Annotated in this window: 23 protein-coding genes; 11 read left to right on the forward strand and 12 right to left on the reverse strand. The window is 60.5% G+C overall.

Annotation, left to right across the window (positions count from 1 at the left end; genetic code table 11):
• Both ACED88_RS02120 and ACED88_RS02125 read right to left on the reverse strand, forming a co-directional pair.
• On the reverse strand, window positions 1-485 hold a 485-nt coding region (locus ACED88_RS02120), incomplete at its 3' end, for a hypothetical protein (RefSeq protein WP_449108566.1).
• A 329-nt stretch (window positions 486-814) separates the two neighbouring features.
• A complete protein-coding gene (locus ACED88_RS02125) occupies window positions 815-1,231 on the reverse strand; it encodes a DUF805 domain-containing protein (RefSeq protein WP_449108567.1) in 417 nt (138 codons plus the stop codon).
• A 35-nt stretch (window positions 1,232-1,266) separates the two neighbouring features.
• On the opposite strand from ACED88_RS02125, the gene ACED88_RS02130 reads away from it, so the two are divergent.
• Window positions 1,267-1,944, forward strand: a complete 678-nt coding sequence (locus ACED88_RS02130) for a pyroglutamyl-peptidase I family protein (RefSeq protein WP_449108568.1) — start codon at window positions 1,267-1,269, stop codon at window positions 1,942-1,944.
• 176 nt (window positions 1,945-2,120) lie between these two features.
• Here ACED88_RS02130 and pgi read toward each other — a convergent pair whose 3' ends face one another.
• Window positions 2,121-3,800 carry a glucose-6-phosphate isomerase gene (gene pgi / locus ACED88_RS02135; RefSeq protein ID WP_449108569.1) on the reverse strand — a complete coding sequence of 560 codons (1,680 nt, stop codon included), beginning with the start codon at window positions 3,798-3,800 and terminating at the stop codon, window positions 2,121-2,123.
• 300 nt (window positions 3,801-4,100) lie between these two features.
• Between pgi and ACED88_RS02140 the strand changes: the two genes are divergently transcribed.
• Both ACED88_RS02140 and typA read left to right on the forward strand, forming a co-directional pair.
• Window positions 4,101-6,047 carry a BCCT family transporter gene (locus ACED88_RS02140; protein WP_449108570.1) on the forward strand — a complete coding sequence of 649 codons (1,947 nt, stop codon included), beginning with the start codon at window positions 4,101-4,103 and terminating at the stop codon, window positions 6,045-6,047.
• 306 nt (window positions 6,048-6,353) lie between these two features.
• Complete coding sequence (typA, locus tag ACED88_RS02145) at window positions 6,354-8,267, forward strand: translational GTPase TypA (protein ID WP_449108571.1); 1,914 nt, start codon at window positions 6,354-6,356, stop codon at window positions 8,265-8,267.
• A gap of 131 nt (window positions 8,268-8,398) precedes the next feature.
• On the opposite strand, the gene ACED88_RS02150 is transcribed toward typA, so the two are convergent.
• Window positions 8,399-9,976 (reverse strand): GH25 family lysozyme, encoded by a 1,578-nt coding sequence (locus tag ACED88_RS02150; protein WP_449108572.1) that lies wholly within the window; start codon window positions 9,974-9,976, stop codon window positions 8,399-8,401.
• A 168-nt stretch (window positions 9,977-10,144) separates the two neighbouring features.
• Between ACED88_RS02150 and ACED88_RS02155 the strand changes: the two genes are divergently transcribed.
• The 4 genes from ACED88_RS02155 (at window position 10,145) to ACED88_RS02170 (ending at window position 14,774) form a co-directional block, all read left to right on the forward strand.
• Window positions 10,145-11,443, forward strand: coding sequence for a PIG-L family deacetylase (locus ACED88_RS02155; RefSeq protein ID WP_449108573.1), 1,299 nt, complete (start codon window positions 10,145-10,147; stop codon window positions 11,441-11,443).
• A gap of 121 nt (window positions 11,444-11,564) precedes the next feature.
• Window positions 11,565-11,888: a ferredoxin gene (fdxA, locus tag ACED88_RS02160; protein WP_135013646.1), complete on the forward strand. Its 324-nt coding sequence runs from the start codon at window positions 11,565-11,567 to the stop codon at window positions 11,886-11,888.
• A gap of 248 nt (window positions 11,889-12,136) precedes the next feature.
• On the forward strand, window positions 12,137-13,267 hold the full coding sequence (gene dapC, locus ACED88_RS02165) for a succinyldiaminopimelate transaminase (RefSeq protein WP_449108574.1): 1,131 nt from the start codon (window positions 12,137-12,139) through the stop codon (window positions 13,265-13,267).
• 226 nt (window positions 13,268-13,493) lie between these two features.
• Window positions 13,494-14,774 (forward strand): citrate synthase, encoded by a 1,281-nt coding sequence (locus ACED88_RS02170; protein WP_237223411.1) that lies wholly within the window; start codon window positions 13,494-13,496, stop codon window positions 14,772-14,774.
• An 85-nt stretch (window positions 14,775-14,859) separates the two neighbouring features.
• Here the strand turns inward: ACED88_RS02170 and galE are convergent, their stop codons facing one another.
• From galE to dapD, 3 genes are all read right to left on the reverse strand, one after another.
• Complete coding sequence (gene galE, locus ACED88_RS02175) at window positions 14,860-15,873, reverse strand: UDP-glucose 4-epimerase GalE (RefSeq protein ID WP_237223413.1); 1,014 nt, start codon at window positions 15,871-15,873, stop codon at window positions 14,860-14,862.
• 122 nt (window positions 15,874-15,995) lie between these two features.
• Window positions 15,996-18,107: a 5'-nucleotidase C-terminal domain-containing protein gene (locus ACED88_RS02180; protein ID WP_449108575.1), complete on the reverse strand. Its 2,112-nt coding sequence runs from the start codon at window positions 18,105-18,107 to the stop codon at window positions 15,996-15,998.
• Window positions 18,108-18,256: 149 nt separating this feature from the next.
• Window positions 18,257-19,222, reverse strand: coding sequence for a 2,3,4,5-tetrahydropyridine-2,6-dicarboxylate N-succinyltransferase (dapD, locus tag ACED88_RS02185; protein WP_449108645.1), 966 nt, complete (start codon window positions 19,220-19,222; stop codon window positions 18,257-18,259).
• A 50-nt stretch (window positions 19,223-19,272) separates the two neighbouring features.
• Here dapD and dapE point away from each other — a divergent pair, with 50 nt between their 5' ends.
• The gene (gene dapE, locus ACED88_RS02190; protein ID WP_449108576.1) at window positions 19,273-20,421 is read left to right on the forward strand and encodes a succinyl-diaminopimelate desuccinylase; all 1,149 of its coding nucleotides are present in this window, start codon (window positions 19,273-19,275) and stop codon (window positions 20,419-20,421) included.
• Window positions 20,422-20,573: 152 nt separating this feature from the next.
• On the opposite strand, the gene ACED88_RS02195 is transcribed toward dapE, so the two are convergent.
• From ACED88_RS02195 to ACED88_RS02210, 4 genes are read right to left on the reverse strand one after another with little or no spacing between them, the layout of a single operon-like run.
• A complete protein-coding gene (locus tag ACED88_RS02195; RefSeq protein ID WP_449108577.1) occupies window positions 20,574-21,494 on the reverse strand; it encodes an amino acid ABC transporter permease in 921 nt (306 codons plus the stop codon).
• Window positions 21,491-22,174 (reverse strand): amino acid ABC transporter permease, encoded by a 684-nt coding sequence (locus ACED88_RS02200; protein ID WP_135013730.1) that lies wholly within the window; start codon window positions 22,172-22,174, stop codon window positions 21,491-21,493. The genes ACED88_RS02195 and ACED88_RS02200 overlap by 4 nt, the downstream gene beginning before the upstream one ends.
• Window positions 22,175-22,233: 59 nt before the next feature.
• Entirely contained in the window at window positions 22,234-23,082 is an 849-nt protein-coding gene (locus ACED88_RS02205; protein WP_449108578.1) for a glutamate ABC transporter substrate-binding protein, read from the reverse strand.
• A 12-nt stretch (window positions 23,083-23,094) separates the two neighbouring features.
• Window positions 23,095-23,838 carry an amino acid ABC transporter ATP-binding protein gene (locus ACED88_RS02210; RefSeq protein ID WP_449108579.1) on the reverse strand — a complete coding sequence of 248 codons (744 nt, stop codon included), beginning with the start codon at window positions 23,836-23,838 and terminating at the stop codon, window positions 23,095-23,097.
• Between the two features lie 205 nt (window positions 23,839-24,043).
• Between ACED88_RS02210 and ACED88_RS02215 the strand changes: the two genes are divergently transcribed.
• The 3 genes from ACED88_RS02215 (at window position 24,044) to ACED88_RS02225 (ending at window position 26,007) form a co-directional block, all read left to right on the forward strand.
• Entirely contained in the window at window positions 24,044-24,400 is a 357-nt protein-coding gene (locus tag ACED88_RS02215; protein ID WP_431463442.1) for a DivIVA domain-containing protein, read from the forward strand.
• Window positions 24,401-24,404: 4 nt separating this feature from the next.
• Window positions 24,405-25,724 carry a hypothetical protein gene (locus tag ACED88_RS02220; RefSeq protein ID WP_449108580.1) on the forward strand — a complete coding sequence of 440 codons (1,320 nt, stop codon included), beginning with the start codon at window positions 24,405-24,407 and terminating at the stop codon, window positions 25,722-25,724.
• Window positions 25,725-25,845: 121 nt separating this feature from the next.
• Window positions 25,846-26,007, forward strand: a complete 162-nt coding sequence (locus ACED88_RS02225) for a DUF3117 domain-containing protein (RefSeq protein ID WP_135013726.1) — start codon at window positions 25,846-25,848, stop codon at window positions 26,005-26,007.
• A 56-nt stretch (window positions 26,008-26,063) separates the two neighbouring features.
• On the opposite strand, the gene ACED88_RS02230 is transcribed toward ACED88_RS02225, so the two are convergent.
• On the reverse strand, window positions 26,064-26,705 hold the full coding sequence (locus ACED88_RS02230) for an O-methyltransferase (RefSeq protein ID WP_449108581.1): 642 nt from the start codon (window positions 26,703-26,705) through the stop codon (window positions 26,064-26,066).
• Between the last annotated feature and the right edge of the window lie 59 nt (window positions 26,706-26,764).

Raw genomic sequence — 26,764 nt, forward strand, 5'->3', positions numbered from 1 at the left:
TCGTGGGTGGTGCCGGGACCGTTGATGCCGATCTCGCCTTCAGGCAGTTCGTGGGTGGTGCCGGGGCCGTTGATGCCGATGTGGCCTTCAGGCAGTTCGTGGGTGGTGCCGGGGCCCTTGTCGGTGACCAGGGGAGCTTCTTCAGTGACAACGGGGTTGAGGTTTTCGTTGACCCATTCTGAGCCGTTGTCGATGGTGCCGTCTTCGTTAACCCAAGCGGAACCGCTCTCTTCACCTGCGAAGTCAACCCACTCAGAAGTGGTGGAGGCCTCACCGGAGTTCACGGTGTCAGTGGTGAATGCTGAACCGTCAACATTGCCATTCTCTGATACCCAGGCAGAACCTTCATTGGTCACGGTAGGAAGATCAACCCACTCGGAGGTCTCGGCAGCAAAAGCAGGTGATCCCAGGAAAGAAGCCATACCGAGTGAAAGTACGGCGGCAGTACCGGTGGCCTTCTTTGAGGGCTTGTGGAAGGAAGTCATTTGTTAAACCTCTCTAGGTGCTCTAGATGTGTGGTTGCCCGGTGCTACGGGCAGGTATTACGAGGAAGCGTCAGGGGAATCCTCTTGGGGTTGACCGGCGGATTGCTGATAAACCCCTGTAATGTGACTAACCTTAGCTTAATGGAGAGGTGTGACTCCACTGATATGGGGACAAAATCTTCTGACTAGGGACTATGACTAAAGATTTCATAAAAATTTCATTTTTGAAGCTAAATTTAAGCAAATGTGGTTTTGTCTTTGACAAAATGGGTTAGTTGTTGTGGTGAGGTGTAGTAGGCGCACAAGGAGCTGAATCGATTTTGAACCGGTTAAAGTGCGTGGTGCCTGCGTTTTATGAGGGATAAAGTTGGGCCGATATTGACAACAACCCATAGCGGGTTTGTTATAACAAGCAACATAAATAAAGTGCGCAAAAGAGATGAGGCATTTTCGCTCAGGGTGAGGTAATTAAGCCAAATGGTAACCCCAAAATAGATAACAGTGCCCACCAATAGATAGGCCAATGCCCACCAGAATTCACTGGCTGATGCCTGGCCTTTGCTGTTCCAGTAGTGACGGTAAAAAAGGCGTACTGCCCCTGTAAATCCCACCTGTTGGGCAACGGCAGGGGCGCGATGCTCGTCCGGGTGCTCTTCATCGTCGAAACCGTCTAGGTTGAGGGCCTCGGGGGTATCTTCTAGGGGTTCTTCGCGATGGATATAGCGGGTAGGCTTGTGCTCAGACATACTCTCAAGAATACCTATAATCGCAGGAGTCGACGATGACTACCCTTCTGCTGACCTATTTCGGCCCCTTTGAGGGGGTTCCCGTTAACCCCAGTCAGGCCGTGGCCATGGGCACCCAAGAAGCCCTAGCTGTTTCGGCCCCGGACCTCACCGTAGAGGTAGAAGAGTTGCCGGTGGAGTTTGCTGCATCTAGTCGTGTACTGGGCGAGCTGCTTGAGCGCTTCACACCTCAGCTGGCTATCAGCCTGGGTGTTGCTGCTGGCCGCGATAAGGTCAGCCTGGAACGAGTTGCCATCAATCTCGACTCTGCTCGTATTCCAGATAATGCGGGGGACCAGCTGATAGACCAGCCCATTCGCAGTGATGGCCCCGATGCCTATTTTTCTACCCTGCCCATCCGAGCAATTTTTGAGCAGTTAACCGCCCAGCAGCTGCCCGTAGAGCTGTCATACACCGCTGGCACCTTTGTCTGTAACCATGTTTTTTACGAGCTCATGCACGCCACAGCGGGAGCAATACCGGCTGGCTTTATTCATATTCCCCTCACCCGCGCAGAAGCTGGGGAGGGCGCGGACGCCGCGGCCGGGCGTCCGCAGGTCACAGCCAGTGCGGACGCCGGGGGAGTGGAAGGCGGAAACCTACCTACCCTGCCTGAGGCCCAGGTCATCGAAATGATCGAGCAGGCCGTACTCACCACGCTCGCCCAGCTTTAACGCAGGACCCCGGTAACTCACGAAGTTACCGGGGTCCTGTGCTACTTGGCATGTTTACCTGGGCGAAGGCTGGACGCACCTGCAGCCGACTGGCTGGGGCTGGCATGAATTGGGCGAGCCCTCCAGGGCGAGACCAAGAAGGTTAGTCGGCCAAGGTGCGTCCAGCTGAAGCGATACTAGTTACGATTTTCCAGGTAGTAGCCAATCAAGCCCTGGGTGGAGGAATCCTGCTGGGCAAGAACCTCGCGGTCACCGCCTACAGCGGGAGCCAGCTGCAGGGCCAGCTGCTTGCCGAGTTCAACACCCCACTGGTCAAAGGAATCGATGCCCCAGACAATGCCCTGAACAAAGGTGATGTGTTCGTAGAGGGCAATGAGCTGGCCCAGGACGGAGGGGGTCAGCTGGGAGGCCATGATGGAGGTGGTGGGGCGGTTGCCTGAGAAGACGCGGGCAGGAACGATTTCTTCGGCGGTGCCTTCAGCGCGAACCTCGTCGGCGGTCTTGCCGAAGGCCAGGGCCTTGGTCTGGGCGAAGAAATTGGCCAGGAAGAGCTCGTGGACGTCCTGCTCGCCGTCGCGGGTTGCGTGAACCGGGTTGGCGAAGGCGATGAAGTCGGCGGGAATCAGGCGGGTGCCCTGGTGGATCAGCTGGTAGAAGGCGTGCTGGCCGTTGGTGCCGGGCTCACCCCAGAAGACTTCACCGGTGGCGGTGGTGACGGGCTTGCCGTCCGCGCGTACGGACTTGCCGTTGGATTCCATGGTCAGCTGCTGCAGGTAGGCGGGGAAACGGTGCAGGTACTGGTCGTAGGGGAGGACGGCGTGGGTCTCGGCGCCAAGGAAGTTGACGTTCCAGATATTCAGCAGACCCATAAGGGCGGGTACGTTGTGGGCCAGGGGAGCGGTGCGGAAGTGCTCGTCCATGGCGTGGAAGCCTGCCAGGAACTGCTCAAAGACGTCGGGGCCGAGCACAATGGCCAGGGGGGTGCCGATGGCAGAATCGACGGAGTAGCGTCCGCCTACCCAATTCCAGAAGCCAAAAGCGTTCTCGGGGTCGATGCCGAATGCTTCGACCTTATCCAGGGCAGTGGAGACAGCGACGAAGTGGGCGGCGACGGCGTCCTTTTCCTCCTTGCCGTCCAGGGCACCGGCCTCGCGCAAAGAAGTCAGCAGCCAGTCGCGGCAGACCCGGGCGTTGGTGAGGGTTTCTAGGGTGCCAAAGGTCTTGGAGGCGACGATGAAAAGGGTGGTCTCGGGATCCAGGTCCTTGACAGTCTCGGCAGCGTCGGTGGGGTCAATGTTGGAGATGAAGCGGGCAGTCAAGCCGGGCTGGGCGTAGGGCTTCAGAGCTTCATAGACCATGACGGGGCCCAGGTCGGAGCCGCCAATGCCGATGTTAACAACGGTTTCGATACGCTTGCCGGTGATCCCTACCCACTCGCCGGAGCGGACGCGGTCGGCAAAGTCGTAGATCTTAGCGAGGACCTCGTGGACGTCGGCGTCCACGTCCTGGCCATCCACCACGAGCTTGGGTTCTAGGCCTGCGGGGCGGCGCAGGGCGGTATGCAGGACAGCGCGGTCTTCGGTGACGTTAATACGTTCGCCGGCGAACATAGCGTCGCGGCGCTCTTCGAGGTTAACCTCTTCGGCCAGCTGGGTCAGCAGGGCCAGGGTCTCTTCGGTAATGAGGTTCTTAGAGAGGTCAACGTAGAGGTCAGCTGCGGTGAAGCTGAGCTTGTCAGCGCGGGCGGGGTCGGCATCGAACCAGGCGCGTAGGTCGGCGGTGGTTTTCTGCTGGTGGTCGGTGAGGGCTGCCCAGGCTTTGGTCTGGACGGGGTCGGTGATGGCGGGGAGAGACATGCGAGCTCTGCTTTCCTATCGTTAGGGGTGTTCTTGCCTCTATTTTATGTTGGTTTGGTAGTTTTTGACCCCGCTGTAGGGTGTGGCTTTTTGTGGTTTTATAGGCAATTAAGCAGACCAAGAGGATGCCTACTTATTATCAGTGGTGTTATTATTGAAGTGGAACAGGCATCTCTGGCCCCTTCCTGAACCACGCTGTGCGAGCTCCTGGCTCTTTTAGGTGTGGGTGCGGACGCGGCATACGGGGTGCTTTTGTATGTCAACTAGGTCGAAACGTAAGAAGATATAAAGGACACTCACATGGCTACCACCCAGCAAACTCCGCCCGGCTCGGGCCCCGATCTGCGGAAGGGGGACATTGACGCGGCCGCCAAGGAAAACATGCGGGAAGGTTCCCTGGCCCCCAAGGTCTTTATCCCCGCAGCCGTCATCATGGCCGCCTTCATCGGCATCACCCTGGCCTTCCCCCAGCGCACCAAAGAAATCTTCGACGCCCTCCAGGCAGATGTCATCAACTACTTTGGTTGGTACTACGTCGCTATCGTTGCTTTCTTCGTTATCTTTGCCCTCTACCTGGGCTTCTCCCGTATGGGCGACGTTAAGCTGGGCAATGACGACGACGAACCAGCCTACCCTTTCACTACCTGGTTCGCCTTCCTCTTTGCTGCCGGTATGGGCATCGGCCTGGTCTTCTACGGGGCAACCGAACCCCTCATGCACTACGTTGACCCCCGCCCCGGCGTGGGTGACGGCACCAAGGAAGAAATTGCTCAGGCTGCGATGAGCCAGTCCTTCCTACACTGGGGCCTGCACCCCTGGGCTATCTACGTCATCGTGGGCCTAGCGATTGCCTACGCAACCCACCGCCTCAAGCTTCCCCTCTCCATCCGCTACTCCCTCAAGCCCCTGCTGGGTGACCGCGTAAAAGGTGGCGCAGGTGACGTCATCGACGTTGTCGCACTGGTTGGCACCCTCTTCGGTGTAGCGACCTCTCTTGGTCTCGGCGTTATGCAGATTGCTGCGGGCCTGGGCTACATGAACATCCCGGCCGAGGGTAACGGCTGGCTGGTGGGCATCATCGTGGTGCTCATGGGTATCACCCTCTTCTCCGTGGTCACCGGCCTGGAAAAGGGTATGAAGTGGCTCTCCAACGGCAACCTCATGCTGGCTGCTATCGTCTGCCTCTTCGTGCTGGTGGTTGGCCCCACCCTCTTCCTTTTCCGTAACTTCATCGGGTCCATCGGTAACTACCTGCAAAACGTGGTTGCCATGACCTTCGAGACCCTGGCACTCTACGGCGTTGACGGTGAACAGTTCCAGGCTGCCTGGACCACCTTCTACTGGGGCTGGTGGATTTCCTGGTCGCCCTTCGTTGGTATGTTCATCGCCCGCGTTTCCAAGGGCCGTTCCGTGCGCGAATTCGTCATCGGCGTTCTGCTGGTACCTGCGCTGACCTCCTTCTTCTGGTTCTCCGTACTCGGTGGCACCGCCCTGCATCAGGAACTCTTCGGAACCGGCACTAGCTTGGTCGGTGAAGACGGTAGCGTCTCTGCAGAAAATGCTCTCTTCCAGATGTTCCACAATCTGCCCGGCGGCGTCATTCTGACTGCCGGTGCGGTACTGCTGATTACCGTCTTCTTCGTGACCTCGGCAGACTCCGGCGCTCTGGTACTGGGCATGCTCTCCACTAACGGGTCACCTGAACCCAAAACCTGGATCCGCGTTTTCTGGGTACTGGTTGCAGGTGCAACCGCGATTTCCCTGGTTGTCATCGGCGGTAGTGAATCACTGTCGGCAATCCAAACCGTCGCAATTCTGACTGCCCTGCCTTTCTCAATAGTGATCGTGCTGATGTGTATCTCCCTCTACAAGGCCCTGAGCGTTGAGCACCGTCTCTTCGTCCGCGCCCAGCGTCGTAACGCTCGCCATGAGATTGAAGCCTCACTGGCTGAGCAGATTGACGACCGCGTCAACGAGCTGGTTGCCGAAGGCGTCGAAGAGCGCGTCACCGCAGCTGTGGGGGAGCACCTCGACGAACACCTGGACGGCCAGCTCGAAGCTGCCCTGGAAGAAGCCGTGGACAAGGCGGTTGAAGCTAAGGTCGAAGAGGCCGTAGAAAAGGCTGTTGACGAAGTAGCTCTCCAGGTCGACGCAAATACCGCCGCAATCGAACAGATTCGTGCGGTGACCGGATCTATTCCGGTAGTCAAACCCCAGGATGTAAAGCAGACACCCTGGAATAAATAGGAGATAGATAGGGGCTTATTCAAAAGAGCGGTGTAGCAGGCTCGCAGCGAAGCTGCTGGCTCGGCGGCTGGCGTGAATCGCATCGTGAGCGAAGCGAACCATGCGAGAGGGTCGGCAGCGAGCGCGAGCCTGCGGAACCGTTCTGAATAAGCCCCTTATTTTCTAATGTGTTCCAGAAGATAGCGGCTAGTTTAGGTGCCGCCGGTATAATCAAAGCGAAAGCCCTCTGCGCTGGTGCCGAATATTCGGCAGATAAGCCGCGCACCGGCGTCCTTATCCCCAACATGTAAGCGAGATACTTTCCGCATGTCTGAAACTCAGAACACCGCTTCACGGAGCGACCTTCGCAACGTGGCAATCGTGGCTCACGTTGACCACGGCAAGACCACCATCGTTGATGCGATGCTCAAGCAGACCAACGCCTTCTCCTCCCACGCCGACGTGGAAGACCGCGTCATGGACTCCGGTGACCTTGAAAAGGAAAAGGGCATCACCATTCTGGCTAAGAACACCACCGTGTTCTACTCTGGCCCCGCAGCCAAGGGCGAAGAAATCACCATCAACGTCATCGACACCCCCGGCCACGCCGACTTCGGTGGCGAGGTTGAGCGCGGCCTGTCCATGGTTGATGGTGTTGTGCTGCTGGTGGACGCTTCAGAGGGCCCTCTGCCCCAGACCCGTTTTGTGCTGCGTAAGGCCCTAGCTGCTAAGCTGCCCGTTATTCTGGTTGTTAATAAGGTTGACCGCCCCGACGCCCGTATCGACGAAGTTGTCGGCGAATCCATGGACCTGCTCCTGGGTCTGGCCAGCGACCTGGCCGATGAGGTTCCCGACCTCGATATTGATGCTCTGCTGAACGTCCCCGTCGTGTACGCATCAGGTAAGGCAGGCGCTGCTTCACTGAACCAGCCTGCCGACGGCGCTCTACCCGATAACGATGACCTTGAACCCCTCTTCGAGACCATCCTGGAACACGTTCCTGCCCCCACCTACGACCCCAACGAGGTACTGCAGGCTCACGTGACCAACCTCGACTCCTCACCCTTCCTGGGCCGCCTGGCTCTGCTGCGTATCTTCAACGGCACCCTCAAGAAGGGCCAGACCGTTGCCTGGGTACGTCAAGATGGCGAAACCAAGAACGTCCGTATCTCCGAACTGCTGGCCACCAAGGCCCTGGAACGCGTTCCCGCTGAGTCTGCTGGCCCCGGCGAAATCGTCGCGGTTGCAGGTATCGAAGACATCACCATCGGTGAAACCCTCACCGACCCCGAAAACCCCAAGCCCCTGCCCCTGATTAAGGTCGACGACCCCGCAATCTCCGTTACCATCGGTATCAACACCTCACCGCTGGCCGGTAAGGTCAAGGGCGCCAAGGTCACCGCCCGCCAGGTTAAGGACCGCCTCGATAAGGAACTGATCGGTAACGTCTCCCTCAAGGTTCTGCCCACCGAGCGTCCGGACGCCTGGGAGGTCCAGGGCCGTGGCGAACTTGCTCTGGCGATTCTCGTTGAGCAGATGCGCCGTGAAGGCTTTGAGCTGACCGTGGGCAAGCCCCAGGTTGTTACTAAGACCATCGACGGCAAGGTTCACGAGCCCATGGAGCACATGATTATCGACGTGCCCGAAGAATTCCTGGGTGCCGTCACCCAGCTCATGGCAGCTCGTAAGGGCCGCATGGAAAACATGGCCAACAATGGCACCGGCTGGGTCCGCATGGAATTCGCCGTACCCGCCCGCGGTCTGATTGGCTTCCGCACCAAGTTCCTCACCGAGACCCGCGGTGCCGGTATTTCATCGTCCTACTCCACCGGCTACGAGCCCTGGGCAGGCGAGATCGACTACCGCTCCAACGGCTCTATGATTTCTGACCGCGCCGGCGTCGTTACCCCCTACGCCATCATCGGTCTGCAGGAACGTGGCACCATCTTCGTCGAACCCACCTCAGAGGTCTACGAGGGCATGATTATCGGCGAGAACTCCCGCGCCGACGACATGGAAGTTAACATCACCCGCGAAAAGAAGCTGACCAACATGCGCTCAGCCTCTGCAGATAACTTCGAAAACATGACTCCCCCCAAGAAGCTCACCCTCGAAGAGTCCCTGGAATGGGCCCGCGAGGACGAGTGCGTGGAAGTCACCCCCGAAGCGATTCGTATTCGCAAGGTTATCCTTGACTCCAATGAGCGTGTGCGCGAAGCACGCCGTCGCGCCCGCGCCTAAGGTTACAAAGGGATAGACGCTCTCAGGGCCGTGGTCCGTTCTCCTGAACAGGGGAGCGGGCCACGGCCCTTTAGCATAGGTGCTACCAGGCAGCGCGCGGACGCGGGAGCCCGTCTGGGTGCATGGGGCGGTTAGCGGAGGCGGCGGGTGCCTTCGCGCTCGCTCCATGTGAAGTGAGCGCCGGAGCTCAGACGCAGGTGCATGCGCCCATCGGCCTCCCGCCGTTCGTCGTGGGTGGGGAACCCAAGTGCCTGGTGGTAACCGGCTGCCTTCCAGGCATCATGCAGGGCACCGTACCGGACCACCTGCTGGGTGCCAAATTCAGGGGTCCAGTAGAGGCTCATATTCTTTTCGAAATGGACTACAGCTCCCCGACCCAGACCTGTTTCGTCGGAGACAGGGAAACCATAAACCTGGGTATTCTGGCCCCAGCGCCAGTGAATGGCCCCGCGTCCGTTGATGGCGTACGTGCCGGTTCTGGGGGACCAATATACAGCGGTGGTGTAGCCGCTGGGAGTGCGGAACCACTGATGGGCACCGTAGCTAAACCTGGCTTCTTCGCTGCTGGGGAAGCCCCACCCGCGTTCAAAACCTGTGGCGGCAAACCTGGAACCGATGGCTCCGGCCCAGTAGATACTGTGAGCCCCAGTGCTGGGATGCCAGTAGACGTGCCGGTGGTTCTCAAAGCCCTGGGCTACCCCGCCGAGGAGTACCGGGTATTCATTGGTGCGTGGGGCCCACAGGCTGCGGTAGTTGCTCTGGTAGTAGCCGCCAATTGCCCCGTAGAGCTGGTAGAGACCTGCCGGGCGTGAAGTGCCCTGGGGTAGGTAGCGGGGGCTGAGGGCTAGGAAGCTGAGCTGGCTTTCCGTGCCGTTAAAGAGGTTTGAATCCCCGTCAAAGGGGCCCTTATCGCTGTACTGCCAGATATCATAGCCGCTATAGCCGGTGGGCATGGGGCCGACCGTGGCGGTATAGCGGGCGAGGTGCAGGGGCATGTAGGAGAGTTCAGAGATATTGCCCAGGCACTGGTTGACCCAGGAGGTCGCCGTGTACAAGATCGGGTAACGACCGGTCAGCTGCCGGTAGGTGGTCGCAAAATCGTGGGCCCAGGCTCGTAGCTGGGCCGGGGTCATGTCGTAGCAGGTGTTGCCAAATTGCGGGTAGGGGTTGAACTCAAGGTCAAGAATGCCAGGCAGGGTGCCGCCGTCCTGAACCCAGGGCTGGCTATTGGCCACGAAATAGCGGGCCTGCTCGGCCCCTGAACTGTCGGAGGGAATCGCGAAATGGTAGGACCCCCGCAGCATGCCTGCCGCGCGGGCACCGGCATACTGCTCCTGGTAGCGGGGTGAAACATACCAGTTACTCTCGGTTGCCTTTACAAAGGCAAAACGCGCCCCCAGCTGATAGTTGCGGGCCCAATCGACAGACGGCTGCCAGCTGGAAACGTCCATGCCCGGCACCCCGGATAAGGACGCCAGGGCTGGGACGGGCTGCTCGGCAGCTGGTGCGGCGCCCTGCTGGAAGGAGGCACCTGCCTCATCCGAGACAAAACCTGCGCCCATGCGGGCCTGACCGGGCTCCACCTGGCCTACCTGACTGCCTGCTGTGGCAGCTGGGGTGACTTCCTGGGCGGACGCCACCGCCCCCGTTAGCCCCAGAGCCAGAGCGGACGCCAGCACGCCCGTCCGCAACCATCGCTTTGTCCTCATAAAGGCCTCCTCGCCTCTCATCTCACTGGCATAGTTTTGCCGTACTTGTCCCCATAAATGTGAGCCAACGCTCACCATCATAAAACAGAAGACCAAACCCAGCTAGAGCCCAGTAACTAAAGCTAAAATTGCTAGGAACCAAACAGCACCCAGCAGAAAACCGCCACCATGGAAATCGATGCCCAGCCCCACTACCCGGTCGCCGGTGAAGTCATCACCGACAGCGCCACCTTCAGCCTGATACCCGACGGCCTCAAACCCAAAGACGCCACCGTCCTCTTCGTCCACGCCCACCCCGACGACGAAGCCTCATCCACCGGCGCCACCATCGGCGCCCTCACCGCCGCCGGCGTCACCGTCCACCTGCTCACCATGACCCGCGGCGAAATGGGTGAAGTGATTGATCCCGCCCTGCGCCACCTCGAAGCAACCCACCCCGCGAACACCGACCGGGGCCATGCCCTGGGCGAGTACCGCACCGGGGAACTCAAGGCCTCCCTCAAAGCCCTCGGCATCCGCCACCACCTCTACCTGGGTGAAGGGGCCAGCTACCTGCCCGGCGAGCGCACCAGCTACCGTGATTCCGGTATGACCTGGGGGTCGGACGGGCGCGCCATCGCCAACCCCGCCGCAGCCGACGATTGCCTCACCCGCTTGCCCCTCAAGCCCCAGGCTGAGGCAATCGCCAGCGCTATCCGCGAAATCCGGCCGGACGTCGTTGTCACCTACGACGCGGACGGCGGCTACGGCCACCCCGACCACAAACGCACCTACGAAGCTACCTTGGCAGCCGTCCGTTCCCTGGACGGAACCCCCTCAGCCCCCATCGCCCTCTGGGGCATCGAGGGCGACCCCAACCCGCACGATACCCGCCAGCAAGCCGTCATCATGGGCAGCATCGACCACAAGCGTGAGGCCATGCGGGCCCACGCCACCCAAATCGTCATCACCAGCGATACCACCTTCGAATACTCAAACGGGGTATCCCAGCCCATCAACCCCACCGAAACCTACCGCCTACTCTGGGGTACTGCCCAAGCAGGAACCCCAGCGGACGCTGCCCCCGAAGAGAGCGTCGAAGCTCCCGGCCCTATCAACTCGGCCATTACCGCCGTCGCCCTCGGCCTAATCGCGGGTTTTGCCGGAACCATGTACCACGCCCATATCTGGTACCCCACCAGCACCCTCTGGGTACCCTGGGGTGCTGCCCTCGGCCTGCTCACGGTCTACTTCGCGGCGACCTGGGCAGCAATCCACACCGAAAAGAACTGGGCCGCGGCCGTCGTCGGAGCCACCGCCTTTATACTCATTGGTATCTTCGCCTTCGCCAAAGGCACCTCAATGCTGGTCTACATCAACCCCATCAACCCCGTGGGAACCGCCGGAACCATCTGGGCACTAGGCTCCCTGGCCGCCGCAACCTTCGGCATGATAAGCGCTACCAGGTACCGCCGCAACAAAACTTAACCCGGCTCAACAAGCTATCTCATCCATCACAAAAATCTGCCCCCACACCGGTGACCAGATACACTAGAGCACAGTTAACCAACACACCACGCACCGGTGCGTCACCACCAGAAAGGCACCCATGACCTACATCATCGCCCAGCCCTGCGTCGACGTAAAAGACCGCGCCTGCGTCGAAGAATGCCCCGTCGACTGCATCTACGAAGGCGAACGCTCCCTCTACATCCACCCCGACGAATGCGTCGACTGCGGTGCCTGCGAGCCCGTCTGCCCCGTAGAAGCTATCTACTACGAAGACGACGTACCCGAAGAATGGGAAGACTACACCGCCGCTAACGCCGACTTCTTCGACGACCTCGGCTCACCCGGTGGCGCAGCCCGTCTCGGCGTCATCGCCAAGGACGCCCCCATGATTGCGGCCCTGCCCCCGCAGAACCAGGACTAAACAAACACCAGTCAGCACAAGCAAGTTTGAGACGCTTGTGCTGACTTTTTTATGAGCACCTACACTAGAAATAAACGTGGTGCTTCAAGCAACTACCTAGGGGTGGGGCAGCGGCGCGCCTTGGCCAGCAGCCCTCTCGCTGCGAGCGCTGGGGCGCTCGGAGCGATTCACGCCAGCCCCGAGCCAGCTGGCTTACGGCGCGCCGCGCCCCCACCGCACCTGAATATATTCATAAGAGAAAGCAGACCATGCGCGAATTTGGCCTCGACCTGCCCGACTACCCCTGGGACACCATGGCCCCCTACCGGGCTACCGCTGAAGCCCACCCCGAGGGGCTCATTAACCTTTCTATTGGTACCCCGGTTGACCCTACCCCCTCAGTTATCCGTGATGCCCTGGCCGGTGCCACCGACGCCCACGGCTACCCCACGACCCACGGTACTCTCACCCTGCGCCAGGCTATCGTTGACTGGTTCGACCGCCGCCGCGGCGTGCCCGGCCTAACCACCGACCAAGTCATGCCCACCATCGGCTCAAAGGAGCTTGTTGCCTGGCTGCCCTTCCTACTGGGCCTGGGAGAGGGGGACGTGGTCGTCCGCCCCACCGTTGCCTACCCCACCTACGACATCGGTGCCCAGCTCGCCGGCGCAACCCCCGTGGCAGCTGACTCCCTAGATGAGCTCGATGAGGCGACCCGTGCCCGCGTCCGCCTGGTATGGATCAACTCGCCGGCCAACCCCACCGGCATCGTGCGCGATGTGGAAGAGCTGAAAAAGATAGTGGAGGACGCCCGTGCCCTGGGTGCCGTGGTTGCCTCCGACGAGTGCTACGCAGAACTGGGCTGGGGAGAATGGGACGCTGCCCGCGGTGGGAAGCCGGTTCCCTCCGTCCTGGACCCCCGCGTCTGCGGCGAGAACCAGGACCTGGTGCTGGCAGCCTACTCTCTTTCTAAGCAGTCCAACTTTGCTGGCTACCGCGGCGCTTTTATCGCGGGAGACGCCGCGATCATGGCCAACCTGGTCAACTCCCGTAAGCACGCCGGTATGATTGTGCCCGCTCCCGTGCAGGTCGCCATGACAGCAGCGCTTTCCGATGACGCTCACGTTGAGGCCCAGAAAGACCTCTACCGAGCCCGCCGCGAAACCCTACTGCCGGCCCTGGAACGCTTTGGTCTGACCGTCGAGCACTCCGAGGCTGGTCTCTACCTGTGGGCTACAGCAGGTGAAGATACCTGGGCTACCGTCCAGCGCTTTGCAGACAAGGGTATCGTGATTGGCCCCGGCGTTTTCTACGGAACCGCAGGTGAGGGGTACGTGCGTATCGCTCTGACCGGTTCAGATAACGACATTTCCCGTGCCGCTGCCCGACTGTCAGAGTAAAGCAAAACTGTTAATGTCAAATAAGCTTAGCTAAAGAACGTAATGTAGCTTCTGAACTCACACCAATGTGACCCTGCGCATCATTCTGCTGTAATGTAGACCATAGATGACGTGCGTACGTGCACGGTGCGGCCTTCCACCACCCCGCGAAAGCCGCACCGTCCTTTTTTCGAATCCCACTTCATCACACAGCACGTACGTTGCCTCGTATGACAGGAGGAACACAATGACTGAGAACAAAGCGCTGCTGAGCTATGACGGCAAAGAACTGCCTCTGCCCGCAGTAGAAGCAACCGAAGGTAACGGTGCCTTCGAAGTTGCAGGCATGCTCAAAGAAACCGGCAAGGTAGCCTACGACCCGGGCTTCATGAACACCGCAAACGCCAAGTCAGCTATCACCTACATCGACGGTGATGCCGGCATCCTGCGCTACCGCGGCTACCCCATCGAAGAGCTAGCAGAAAAATCCAGCTTCATCGAAACCGCCTACCTGCTCATCTACGGAGAACTGCCCACCCCCGCCCAGCTCGAAGACTTCGACCAGATGATTCGCCGCCACACCATGGTGCACGAAGACTTCAAATTCTTCTTCCGCGGTTTCCCCCGCGACGCCCACCCCATGGCCGTCCTCGCATCCAGCGTTTCAGCCATGTCAACCTTCTACTCTGACTCCCTCGACCCCTTCGACCCCCGTCAGGTAGAGATCTCAACCTACCGCCTGCTCTCCAAGGTACCCACCCTGGCAGCCTACGCCTACAAGAAGTCCAAGGGCGAGCCCTCCATCTACCCCAAGAACGAGCTCAACTACACCGAGAACTTCCTGCGCATGTGCTTCGGTTTCCCCACCGAAGAGTACGAGGTCAACCCCCTGCACGCTAAGGCTCTCGATCTGCTGCTGCTCCTGCACGCAGACCACGAGCAGAACTGCTCCACCTCCACCGTGCGCCTGGTCGGCTCCTCAAACGCCAACATGTTCGCCTCCGTCTCAGCCGGCATCAACGCCCTCTACGGCCCCCTGCACGGCGGCGCTAACGAGGCAGTGCTCAAGATGCTCAACCAGATCCAGAAGGACGGCATCAGCCCCGAAGACTTCATGGAGAAGGTCAAGAACAAGGAAGACGGCGTCCGCCTCATGGGCTTCGGCCACCGCGTCTACAAGAACTACGACCCCCGCGCTCGTATCGTCAAGAAGACCGCAGACGAAATCCTCGAATCCATCGGCGGCAACAACGAACTGCTCGATATCGCCAAGCGCCTCGAAGAGAAGGCCCTCAACGACGACTACTTCATCGAACGTAAGCTCTACCCCAACGTAGACTTCTACACCGGCCTCATCTACAAGGCTATGGGCTTCCCCGAGCACATGTTCACCGTCCTCTTCGCCCTGGGCCGCCTCCCCGGCTGGATCGCCCAGTGGACCGAAGGCATCCAGGACCCCGACCGCAAGATCGGTCGCCCCCGCCAGGTCTACATCGGCGAAGCTGAACGCCACTACCCCGAACGATAAGCTGCCAGGCAGCGCATCACTAAGCCCCGGCGTCCTTACCTCGTTGGAGATAAGGACGCCGGGGCTTGGCTTTAGGGGCTACCCGTTATGCTTCGTAGCCCTGGGGGTTATTTTTCTGCCAGTTCCAGTGGTCGCGCACCATAGTGTCGATATCGCGAGTAGCAGACCACCCCAGATCCGCTAGGGCAGCAGCGGGATCTGCGTAGGAAACAGCCACATCGCCGGGGCGGCGGTCCACAATCTTGTAGGGTAGCTCTTTACCAGCAGCCTTCTCAAAAGCGTGCAGAACCTCAAGCACCGAGTAGCCGTTACCGGTACCCAGGTTCCAGGTGTGCAGACCACCGTGGGCGGTGATGTAGTCAAGGGCCTTGAGGTGGCCGTCTGCCAGGTCAACGACGTGAATGTAGTCGCGCACGCCGGTGCCGTCGACGGTGGGGTAGTCGTTGCCGAAAACATTGAGGTATTCGCGGCGACCCACAGCGACCTGGGCGATGAAGGGTACCAGGTTGTTGGGGATGCCGGCCGGGTCTTCACCGATGCGGCCGGACTCGTGGGCACCTACCGGGTTGAAGTAGCGCAGCAGGGCGATGTTCCACTTAGAATCTGAGGCCGCCAGGTCAATGAGCATATCCTCGATGTGTTCCTTGGTGCGGCCGTAGCAGGACTGGGCGTCCATGTTTAGCTTCTCGGTCAGGGGCATCGACTCGGGTTCGCCGTAGACGGTTGCAGACGATGAGAAGACGATGGAGTGGCAGCCTGCGTCTTCCATGGCATAGAGCAGGTTGAGGGTTCCAGCTACGTTGGTCTGGTAGTACCAGAGGGGCTTTTCGGCGGACTCGCCCACAGCCTTAAGACCGGCAAAATGAATCACAGCGTCAGGCTTGACCAGGTTGAACAGCTGCTTCATCTCGGGGAGATCCAGTAGGTCAACCTTACGGAACTCCACGGTCTTACCGGTGAGTTCTTCAACGCGGGCCAGGGACTCCATAGAGGAGTTTGAGAGGTTGTCCATAACGGTTACCTCGTGGCCTGCCTGGAGCAGTTCGAGTACGGTGTGGGAGCCGATGTAGCCGGCGCCGCCGGTAACGAGAATCTTCACGTTTTCCCCTAGTAGACGATTGGTGTTTTTTCTAGCTTACCTGCACTCAGCCCCGCCAGCCGGTAGAAGCGGTGGCGGGGCTGAGCATATATAAGGTGGGCGTTAGGCTTGGACGCTTACTCCTAGCTGTTCTTGCGGCGGGCGGCGAAGAAAGCGGTAGCGCCTAGACCCAGTAGGAGGGCAGCACCTGCGAGGAGGGGCAGAGCAGTAGCACCGGTGTGGGCTAGTATGCCGCTCTTTCCAGTTTCACGGGCTCCTGCCACAGAGCTCTGGCTGGTGTTAGCGGAGGCCGATGACGCCGGGCTATCGCTGGGAGCCGGGGCGGGGGCGTCCGCACTGGGGCTTGCAGTCGGCTCTTCGGTGGGGGCTACCGTGGGCTCAGCCGAAGGAGCAGCGGTGGGGCTGTCACTGGGAGCCGGGGCCGGGGTCTCTTCGGGTGCCTGCTCGGTGGGCAGGGAGCTGGTGCCAACCGTCCAGTTCTTGACGAAGAAGGTGGTCGGGTCGATGGTCTTGTTGGTGATAGCCCAGTCAATCATGAGGTCGCGCACGGCCTTCTGCTCCTCGTAGACGATAGGAGCTGCGGTAACGTGCGGGTAGCCTGAGCCGCCTGACCAGCGGTAGTTGTTCAGAGCCAGGATGACCTTCTGATCATCGGCGAGGGGAGTACCGTCTGGCAGGGTTAGGCCCTCGATGCGCTCGCCGACAGGCTTGGAGATGTTGATGTGGTAGTTCACACCTGAGAGTACGTCGTAGGAGTAGTCGGGAATACCGCGGGTTGCCCCCTCGTAGAGGGCGTTAGTAACGGTGGACCAGTCGATGATCTCAGCGCCGGGCTCCTGCTGCTTGTAGTAGCGGGCTGACCATTCAAGGTAGTCCTTGAGCTGGGAGCCGGTGAGCTCAACAGCGTAGAGGGTGTTGTCGTAGATGTAGAGGCTTGCCATATCGGCGATGGTGACATCGCCCTGCTTGAAAACAGCGGTGCGGGAGAAGGGGGAGGCCTCAGCAAGGACGGGCAGACCTTCGTACTGGGTTCCGGCTAGGGCCCGGGTGACTTCTTCGGTCTGTACCATGTTGATGAAGTCCAGAACAGCGGTGTCTTCCCAGGCGCTGGTAGCGGCGGGCATGTCAGCGGTTGCCTGAGCCACGACGGTCTGCACCCACTCGGTGGTCTTTGAATGGTAGGGCTCGATAGCGGCGAGGACGGACGCGTCGGCGGCGTAGTCACCGGCGTTGAGAGCAACGGCGGTGGGCTTTTCGGCCTCGGTCCACTTGACCTCGATATCACCGTCCGCTTCCTTGACCAGGGGCAGGGTGACTTCGGAGAGGAAACGGGCCCAGTAGCCGGGCTGGGTGTAGAGCACCGGCTCACCGTTCTTGTTGGTGAAGTATTCCTGAACCTTGTTGGTGACGTGGGAGTGACCGCCCACGACCACATCAACGTCTGTGGACTGCTCGGCAACAGACTTAGCGACGTTTTCGGTCAGGTCGGCGGGGTTGTAGGTGTAGCCCTCGGCGTCCAGGCCGGTGTGGGCGAGGACGACGACCACATCGGCTCCTGCCGCCTTGACCTTGGGTGCCCATTCGGCGACGGTAGCGGCAGCGTCCTTAAATTCCAGCTTGCCCTCAACGGTAGCCTTATCCCACACGCGAACCCCGGGGGTCACCACGCCGATCACGGCTATCTGGATCTTCTCGCCGCCCACGGTCTTTTCAATCATGGTGTAGGGCTCGTAGGCGGGAGCGCCGGTTGCGGTGTCGATGACGTTAGCCCCGAGCAGGGGCATAGTCAGATTCTGGGTGTACTGGGCAGCGGCATCGGGGCCGTAGTTGAACTCGTGGTTGCCCACTACACCGGCGTCATAGCCCAATAGGTTGAAGACCGAGGCTATGGGGTCAACGCTGGTAGCAGTGCGGTTGTTCTGGTAGTAGGTCTGCAGGGGGTTGCCTTGGTTGGCGTCACCGTTATCGAGCACCAGGGTGGACTCTGCACCCTTTGCCGCCCGGGTCTGGGTGATGGCGGTTGCCAGGTGCTCCATACCCAGAGCCTTAGCACCTTCGCCATAGGGAGCGCCGGTGAAGTAGTCGTAGTTAAGGGCGCGGCCGTGAACATCGGTTGAGGCCAGCACGGTCAAATCGCCCAGGTCAGTAGTACCATCTGCTGCAAAAGCTGCAGGAACGAGAACGCTGGAAGAAACCAGGCCAAGACCTGCCAGCAGAGAAAGAGAACGCTTCATGAATAGCTTTCTGATGTGTTGTGAGTGTGTTCTCCCATTGTAAAGACCCGCCCTACCGGTCAGCCGGTAGGGCGGGTCTTGAGTATATGAAACTTCAGTAAATATCGGCAGCGAGCATAAGCCCGTCTCGCGAAATGATTACTTACTTTTTAGTTAGCGTGCAGCTCTGAGTTCAGTTCCACGGTGTTGTTGGCGCGGGGCAGAACTTCGATAGCGCCGGTGACGGAGTTGCGGCGGAAGAGCAGGTTGTTGACGCCGGAGAGCTCCAGGGCCTTGACGACCTTGGGCTCAGCGCCGGGGTTAAGGACGGTCACGCGGGAGCCAGCGGTGACGTACAGGCCAGCTTCAACCACGCAGTCATCGCCCAGGGCAATGCCGATACCGGCTTCAGCGCCGAGCAGGGAGCGCTCGCCGATAGAGACACGCTGGGTACCGCCGCCGGAGAGGGTGCCCATAGTTGAGGCGCCGCCGCCGATATCGGTGCCGTTGCCAATGACAACGCCCTGGGAGATGCGGCCTTCGACCATGGATTCGCCGATGGTGCCGGCGTTGAAGTTGACGAAGCCTTCGTGCATGACGGTGGTGCCTGCGGCCAGGTGGGCACCCAGGCGGACGCGGTCGGCGTCGCCGATACGAACACCGGCGGGCACGACGTAGTCGATCATACGGGGGAACTTATCGACGTGGGTGACGACCAGGGCGCCGCGGCGGCGCAGCTTCAGTGAGACGGTGTTGAATTCGCTGGCCAGGACGGGGCCGAAATTGGTCCAGGCGACGTTGGCGAGAGCACCAAAGAGGCCGTCGAGGTTGATGGTGTTGGGGGCAACCAGGGTGTGGGAGAGCAGGTGCAGGCGCAGGTAGGCGTCCGCTGCGTTGGCGGGGGCCTCATCGAGGTTGATGGTGACGTTGACCAGCTCACGCACAACGTTACGGTCCTCGTCTGCTTCGACCAGGGCTTCGAGGTCGGCTGCTACGGAGTCGTCGGGGGTTTCGGTGAGGGCGGGGGCGGGGTACCAGACATCGAGTACGGTGCCTTCGTTCTCGCCGGAGGCGACGACGGTGGCCAGACCCAGGCCGGATGCTACACGAGAGTTATTTTCAGTCATGCCTACCAGTCTACGGAATCAAACCGGTCTGCTGCCCTATCTGCTTGTATGGTGGAACCATGACCAAGCACCCTACCCTCACCCAGGCCGCTGAGTTCGCTCAGGTGGGCCCCGGCGTCCTGAACCTAACCCAGCCCGTTGAGGATCTCACTGCTGACCTGCTCAATATTTATTCTGTTTCTGGCGCCGAGGTGCGTCTGGCGGACGCCGTGCAGGCGGCTCTAGAAGGAATCGGCAGCTTAGAAATCACCCGCGACGGCGACGCTATCATCGCCCGCACCAACCTGGGGCGAGATACCCGTGTTGTACTGGCCGGGCACTTAGATACCGTTCCCTTACCCCGCACCGAAGGTTCTTTAGGTACCGTGCCTGCTACCTGGGCGGACGAGTCGGGGGAGCGGGTGCTCTACGGCCGGGGTGCTGTGGATATGAAAGGTGGGGTGGCTGTCCAGCTGGCTTTGGCGGCCAGCTTGAAGGAGCCCCGCTACGACATTACCTATGTCTTCTACGACAACGAAGAGGTCGCCTCCGAGCTCTCAGGGCTTGCTCGCCTGATGCGCAACCACCGGGAGAAGCTGACCGACGCGGCCTTTGCCGTGCTCCTGGAACCCACCGACGGCACCATTGAGGGCGGCTGCAACGGCACCATCCGCTTCTGGATTCGCACCTCGGGTGTCGCTGCCCATTCGGGTCGCGCCTGGAAGGGCGTCAACGCTATCCACAAGATGGCGGACGTGCTGGGGCGTCTTGCCGCTTATCAGCCTGCCACCTATGAGGTTGAGGGTCTGGCCTACCGCGAGGGGCTCAACGCCGTGCAGATTTCAGGCGGGGTCGCGGGGAACGTAATTCCCGATGACGCGGGCGTCCACATCAACTACCGTTTTGCCCCCAATAAGACCCTGGATGAAGCCGTCGCACACCTGCACGAGGTTTTTGAGGGCTACGAGCTGGATTTCGTGGACCTTTCATCAGCTGCCCGCCCGGGCCTGGACGCGCCCATGTCGCGCTCGCTGATTGAGTCGGTGGGCCAAGCCCCCAAGCCCAAGTACGGGTGGACGGACGTCGCCCGCTTCAGTGAGATCGGCATCCCCGCCGTGAACTTCGGCCCCGGCGATGCCCTGCTGGCTCACACCGATAACGAGCATGTAAAAGCCTCCGAGGTGCGCGCCTGCTACACGGCTCTGGAAAGCTGGCTGACGGCGTCCTAAACCCAGCCAGCATGTGCAGACTTCTTGGGCTGTGTGCAGAGAAAAACCTGCTCACAGCCTAAGAACCCTGCACAGCCCCATCGAGAAAAACGCCAAGGGCCCCATCGTGCGATGGGGCCCTTGGTCTGTAACCGGAGCGTAAAGCGCGGACGCTAGTGCTTGGGGATCTTGAACATCAGCTCGGTCTTGGGGCGGGCTTCGTCCACTTCACCGGGCACACCATCGGCGTGCTTGATCTCTACGTCGGAGCGGGAGCGCATGTACTTAGCGAGCCACTCGGCAAAAAGGGTCAGGGCGAAGTTGATGACCACGAAGATGAGGGCTGCCAGCAGGAGCATCTGCAAGATATTGCCCTCGCCAGAGCCGAAGCGGCGGGCAGCTGCCAGCAGCTCGGGGTAGGAGATGATGTAGCCCAGAGCGGTATCCTTGAGAATGACCACGAACTGCGAGAGCAGCGAGGGCATCATGGCGGTTAGGGCCTGGGGTACCAGAATCAGGGTCAGAACCTTCCAAGGAGTCAGGCCGATAGCCAGACCGGCTTCACCCTGGCCCTTGGGTAGCTGCTGCACACCGGAGCGCAGAAGCTCAGCGATGACCGAGCCGTTGTAGAGGGTCAGGCCCAGAACCACGGCTATAAAGGGTAGCTGTGAGGGGGCAAAGAGGTTGAGCTTTCCCAAAAAGAGCCAGAAGAAGATCATCATGATCAGCACGGGAACGGCGCGGAAGAACTCCACGACCACGGTGCCGAAGGCTCGCACGGCCTTATTGGGTGACAGGCGGGCCAGACCGAAGAAGAGACCGAAAGCCACCGAGGTAACCACAGAAATCAGGGCAGCTGAGAGGGTCTTCCAGAGGGCGGGCAGGATGTAGTTGGCCCAGAGGTTACCCGAGAAGAGGGAAGTCCACTTATCGGCTTCCAGCTGGCCCTGGCGGTTCATCACCATCATGACGTAGGCAAAGCCTGCTGCCAGGAGCACAAGAGCCACGATGTTGAAGATGCGGGTTCGGGCGCGGGCCTTGGGGCCGGGTACGTCAAAGAGTACCGAGGTTGAGGTCATACGCTTCTTGCTCATCGCTTCACCGCCAGTTTACGAGAGGCCCAGGTGGTTAGCAGGCCGATGGGGACAACAATAATCACAAAGCCCATGGCGAAGACGAAGAAGATCATGAAGATGAGGTCTGAGTTGAACTCAATCATGGACTTCATCATGCCTGAGGCCTCAGCGACTGAGGCTACGGTGGCTACGGTGGTGTTCTTGGCTAGCGCAATCAGGGTGTTGCCCAGCGGGGTGATGGAGCCGCGCAGAGCCTGCGGGAAAATCACGTAACGAGCGGTGGGCAGGAAGCCCAGACCGATGGCGCGGGCCGCTTCAGCCTGGCCAACGGGCACGGTATTGACGCCGGAGCGGATGGCCTCACAGACGAAGGCCGCGTGGTAGATGGCAAGGACGATGACGGCGTAGATAAAGAAGTTCCACTCAAAGCTGGTTGCTAGTGAGAGCTGGAACTGGGTCCACACGCCCAGGATTGCCAGGGTCATCAGAATGGTCAGCGGGGTGTTGCGGACCAGATGCACGTAGGCGGTGCCCGCCCAGCGTAAGGAGGGCACAGGCGAGATACGCATAAGTGCCAGCAGGGAGCCGAGGACGAATGATCCGATGGCTGCCCAGAAGGTCAGCTGGATATTGGTCCAGAAGGCGCCGATGACGTCGTAGGTGGCAAAGAGCGTGGAGAGCTGTTCAGAGAACGACATGAAAGCCTCCGATGGTTGAAAGATTGTGGTGTGGTGAAGATGCGCTGGGCGTTGCGGCCTTATTTGGCGTCAACGGTGGCACAGGCGTCGGTGAGGACGGGCGGGTTCAGCTCGGCGTTGTAGGTGTAGTTAGCGGCACCTACGTTCTTTTTGATTGCTTCTTCCCAGGCGCCGGTTTCAACCATCTTGTTGATGGCTGCGTTAATGGCGGCGCACTTGTCGGAGCCCTTGGGCAGACCGACACCGTAGTTTTCGGTAGAGAAGGTGTTGCCAACGAGCTTGAGCTCGCCCTGATTGGCCTTGGTAGAGGCTAGACCCGCCAGGATGATGTCGTCGGTGGTCACAGCATCGACCATGCCGGCGTTGAGGGCGACGACGCAGTCAGAGTAGGAGTTCTGCTGAACCAGCTGGACCTCTGATGAGTACTTGTCCTGGATTTTCTTTGCACTGGTTGAGCCGGTGACGGAGCACAGGTTCTTCCCGGCGAGAGATTCGGGGCCGGTGATGTCGGTGTTCTCTGCCTGGACCAGCAGGTCCTGGCCAGCGACGAAGTAGGGGCCAGCGAAGTCGACGGTCTTGAGTCGCTTTTCGGTGATGGAGTAGGTCGCAAAAATCATGTCTACCTGGTTGTTGGTGAGCATGTTTTCGCGGTTAGCACTGGGGGCTTCGACCCATTCAATCTGGGCTTCGGAGTAGCCGAGTTCAGCGGCAACGTAGCGGGCTACGTCGGTGTCGAAGCCGGTGTAGTCGCGTCCGTCCTGGTAGCCCAGGCCGGGCTGGTCGTACTTGATGCCGATGCGGATGGTATCTTCGCTGCTGGTGGCGGAGCAACCGGAGAGCGCGAGGACGCCGGTGACGAGCAGGGCGGCGCAGGCTGCGGCCTTTGCTTTGGCGCGGGAGAGATTCATGGCTGGCCGTCCTTAGTGACCCAGGATCTTACCCAGGAAGTCCTTGGCGCGGTCTGACTGGGGGTTGGTGAAGAACTGGTCGGGGGTGGCTTCTTCGACGATTTCGCCGTCGGCCAGGAAGACGATACGGTCTGCTGCCTTGCGGGCGAAGCCCATTTCGTGGGTTACCACGATCATAGTCATGCCTTCGCGGGCGAGGGAGACCATGGTGTCGAGTACTTCGTTGACCATTTCGGGGTCAAGGGCGCTGGTGGGCTCGTCGAAGAGCATGACCTTGGGCTTCATGGCGAGGGCACGGGCGATAGCGACGCGCTGCTGCTGGCCGCCGGAGAGCTGGGCGGGCATCTTGGAAGCCTGGTTATCGACGCCAACCTTCTTGAGCAGGCTCATGGCCAGCTCGTCAGATTCGGCCTTGCCCATACCGCGTACCTTGCGGGGGCCTAGAGTGACGTTTTCGAGGATGGTCTTGTGGGCGAAGAGGTTGAAGGACTGGAAGACCATGCCGACTTCTGCGCGCAGGTTGGCGAGTTCCTTACCTTCTTCGGGCAGTTTTTTTCCGTCGATGGTGATGGTGCCGTCGGTGATGGTTTCAAGACGGTTGATGGTGCGGCAGAGGGTTGACTTGCCGGAGCCCGAAGGGCCGAGGAGGACGACAACCTCGCCCTTGCCGATGGAAAGGTTGATGTCCTTGAGGACGTGGTTCTCACCGTAGTGCTTGTTGACGTGGGTGAGCTGAACCAGTGCGTCAGTAGTCACTGGGCTTCCTCTCTTGTGGTGGATTCAGTGCGTGCGCCGGTAGCATTGAGGTGCTGTGGCACAAACCAAATGGTGTATGTGCCTTACCTTACCCCCTGTAAGGTAAACAACTTGTTACACGGGGTGTCGTGTTTTTGCAGTCATATTTGTTGGGTTTTGTTGAGTGGTGCTGGGCGAGAGGGCTTGGCTCCTGCGGGAGGACGGTATGAATTATCTACTGGTTGCGGTGACCTTTGTGGTGCTGGCGGCGGTGATGGCCGGGTGCGCGGTGTTGGGCACGGACCGCTTGATTCCGGGGCGGAAGGTTATCGATGCGGCAAGCAAGGACGGCCTAGCGCTGGTTCCTGCCGCTGAGCCGCCCCTGATTCTTTCGGACCGCCCGGGCACGGACGAGCTGGAGCAGGTTCGTTTTGCTACCTCGGCCCTGGGCTATAACCGCGATGAGGTTGATGGGGTGCTCGCTAAGGTGGTAGCCGAGAACAGTCGCCTGCGCGCAGAGCTTGAGGCCCTGCGCGGTGCTCGGGGTCAGGACGCTGCTACCGACCTTCGCGGGGAGGGGTAGGGAAGTGGGGCGTCCGTCCGCACCACAGCGCAGCGGGGTGCTTGACCGCACTGCTGCGACCCTGAGCGTGAGCGCCAGTTGGGGCCTGCTGTTCTTCACGAGCCTGCCCATCGGCCTGCGAGTGGCCCTGGTCTATGCCGCAAGCCGGCTCTGGGGCTGGTTTATTTTCTCAACCGTGGGCCTGCACCAGACCTTTAGCCCCTGGAAAAATACCTCGATGGGCTACCTGGAGTTTGTCACTATTTGGGACGCCGACTGGTACGCCAAGATAGCCGCTGGCGGCTACCCTGCGGTTCTCCCCGTGGACGCCAACGGTCACGTTGCCCAAAACGAATGGGCTTTCTACCCCCTCTACCCCCTGATTAGCGGTGCCATGGCGAGTGCGACCGGGCTGAGCTATCAGGCGGTTGCCCCTACTATCTCCCTGCTGTTTGGTTTTGGGGCAGCCTGGTTTATCTACCGGCTCTTTGAAACCAGCCTACAGGTGCGCGGGGCAGCTACCGGGGGCGCTCCTGCCCACCGGGGCACTGAGCTAGAGACAACCGCCCTGTGGGCAACCGCTGCCGTCAGCTTCTGCGCCGTTGCACCGATTCTGCAAACCGGCTATGCCGAGGCAACCGGCCTCTTTTTCCTGGCCTGGGCCCTCTACTGGCTGGTGCAGCAACGCTATGTACTTCTGCTTCTTCCGGCCCTTGGGGCGGCCCTGTCCCGCCCTGTGGGCGTGCCCCTGGGAGCCGTGGTTGGAATTTGGTGGTTCGTCTGCTGGGTTCAGCAGGCCCGTGCTGAGAACCTGCTGAGCGCCTTGAAAGCAACCGCCCCGCAGCTGGCCTCTGCCCTCACCGTGTGTGCTTTTGCCTTTATCCACCCGGCCATTGCCTGGGCGTCCACCGGGCGTATCGACGCCTACACCGCTACCGAGGCCGCGTGGAGAGCTGGCGGGGAGCATGTGCTGCCCTTCGTGCCCTGGTACACCCAGAGCCAGCTGTATCTTGGGCAGGGGAGAGGCCCCCTCGTCCTTATCCTGCTACTGGGCGCCTACCTGCTGGCCCTGCTGGCTCCCGTGACCCGGCGGGTGCTTCACCCGGCGCTCATCACCTGGTGTGCTGCCTACGCGGTGTATATGCTGGCCTTCTTCAACCCGCAGTCCTCCACCTTCCGCCTGCTGCTGCCCCTCTTCCCGCTCCTGCTGCCCCTCGTGGCCCTGTCCGCTTCGCGGGCCTACCGCTGGCTGCTGATTCTCAGCGGAGCAACCCTGCAATTTGGCTGGGTCGGCTGGCTCTGGCACTGGAAGCAGCTACCCGGCGGCGGGGACTACCCGCCCTAAACCTGTAAGTTTCCACCCAAAAACGCCAGAAGTGAGCCACTAAGCACTATGATTAAAAGAAGGTGAGACCGGCAACAGAAGCCGAGAAACCGCAGACCAACCTCGTTGAAGGAGAACCAAGATGGCAGCTCAGAAACCACGCACCGGCGACGGCCCCCTCGAAATCGTGCGCGAAGGGCGCAGCATCGTCATGCGCATTCCCGTTGAAGGTGGCGGCCGCCTGGTTCTTGATATCACCGAAGAAGAAGTCGAGGCAATCCGCAAGTGCGTTGAAAACGTCTAGGCTTCGGCTCTGAGCCCGGCCCCTGCTCCGAACCACACAGGTTTGGGGCGGGGGCTTTAGCGTTTGTAGACCAGGTAGAGCCCCTCACCCGCGTGCACGAGCGAGACAAAAACATCGGCGGTACAGGCCGCCACCTCGTGTAAGACAGAGCGTACCGAAACGGTCACGGCATCGCGGGCTGTAGGGTTCGCAACAGCGCCGCCCACCAGCGGGTCATGCAGAATCAGGAGCCCGCCAGGTTCTAGGAGGGCCAGCGTATCGTAGACCAGCTGTTCAGCTAGCTGGCTACCGGCGTCTATAAAGGCCAGATCGTAGGAGGCCGCTGAGAGGCGGGGGAGCACCTCGGCAGCATCGCCGGTGATGACGCGCACCCGGTGGCTCTTATCAAGACCGGCAGCTGCCAGCAGCGTGCGGGTTGCCTGGCAACGGGTGGCATCGATATCGATGGCGGTGAGCGCCGCACCGGGGGCCAGACCCGTGAGCAGGGCAGCCGTAGCAACGCCGGCCCCGCAACCGATTTCTACAGCGTGTTGGGCCCTGGTCGCGGCCGCGAGCACCGTAAGCAGGGAAGCTACCGACGGGGCGACGGGGGCGGCGTCCAACCGCTCGGCCCCAGCCCGGGCAGAAGCCACCGCCGGAGCCTCCAACGGGAACTCTTCAGCATAAACCCAGCTTCGAGCCTGTTCCTGAGTATTCACCTAGTACTTCACCTTCACATGAGTGCGCGCGGGAATGATTCTGGAAACATCTTAATCAA

Source organism: Rothia sp. 11273D007AR, from assembly GCF_053547255.1.